This window comes from Vibrio crassostreae 9ZC13 (genome assembly GCF_000272045.2).
Lineage (GTDB): Bacteria > Pseudomonadota > Gammaproteobacteria > Enterobacterales > Vibrionaceae > Vibrio > Vibrio crassostreae_C.
In genome coordinates this window covers 1-1,418 of the sequence record NZ_AJYZ02000009.1, presented here as the reverse complement: position 1 = coordinate 1,418, position 1,418 = coordinate 1, and the positions used below count along the sequence as shown (strand labels likewise).

At 46.7% G+C, this 1,418-nt stretch carries 1 protein-coding gene; it reads left to right on the top strand.

Annotation, left to right across the window (positions count from 1 at the left end; translation table 11 throughout):
• The coding region (locus A136_RS01250; RefSeq protein WP_029235161.1) for a VCBS domain-containing protein at positions 1-1,418 on the top strand (1,418 nt) is incomplete at both ends.

Genomic DNA, 1,418 nt, shown 5'->3' with positions numbered 1-1,418 from the left:
AATACAACACTCTATGCGGATGGTAAGCTGACCATTACAGACCCTGATACGGGTGAGTCTATTTTTGAAAAGCAAGGCAGCAATGGTTACGACTATCACGGTACCTATGGAGATCTGATTTTACAAAATGATGGTACATGGCATTATCACGCCGATGCCGGACATAGAGCCGCTATTGGTGGCGTAGCAACAACGCGTGGCACTGCAATTGACCAGCTTGGTGAAGGGCAAAGCCTAACCGATACGATTACAGTCCATTCAAAAGATGGTACAACACACGATATTGTCATCACCATTCACGGCAGTAACGACAGACCTTACTGTTCATCTGAAGTTGTGCTTGCAAATGGCAGTGAAGATACACGCCAAACCTTAACCACTGCGCAACTATTAGCGAATACCGTCGATGTGGATGCCAATGACGCCGGTAAGCTAACCATTGAAAACCTCCATGTCGACCATGGCTCTATTCTAAACAATGCCGATGGTACGTTTACGTTTACCCCAGAGAAAGACTATAACGGCGATGTACACTTCAGCTATGACGTTAAGGATGCACACGGTGGTGTGACCCACACCGGCGCAACCACCAACTTAGCTGCGGTTAACGACAACCCTGATGTGACGCCTTTAACAGACAGTGTCAGTGAGGGGGCCGATAATCATCACACCCTCAATCTGCTAGTAGGTGCCACAGATAAAGACGGCGACGCTTTAACTATCAGTCACCTTGAATATGCCATCGATGGTCAACCTCAGTCGGGCCAACTTCCAACGGGCATTACCTTAGATGCTGATGGGCATACGTTAATTGTTGATGCCACTGATCCCGCATTTAATCATTTGGCCAATGGTCAGTCGCAACAAATCGCTATCACTTATCAAGTAGAAGATGGCCATGGTGGAAGTACGCAACAAACCGCCACGCTTACGATTGCCGGGACAGATGATAAAGCCACACTGGTTTCTAATGTCATTCAGCTCACTGAAACACAAGCGCTGGATAGCGAATTTAAATCCTATAGAGGCCAGCTTCAGCTGATTGACCCTGATAGTGGCGATAACACTCAGTTTGTTTTTAGCGGTAAATATTTAGGTCAAGGGTTTGCACCTGGTTACCTTGATGTTTGGCCTAATGGCACTTATCAATTCAGATTAAATACAGGTACCAATCATCATCCGGACGATCTAATCAGTAGCCTACATGCTGGCGAGTCGATGGAGCTCCCCTACGAAGTCGAAACCACTGATGGTCAGAAGCTCACCATTATGGTGAAAGTGACCGGTGAAGATAACCAAGCAAAAATTGCAGTGACGCCCTACTCCAGCCTAAATAATCATGTTTACGAAGATCATACTTCCTTTGGCAATACCACCAGTCAACTCAGCAGTGGTGGCACGTTACAGGTCATTGACCC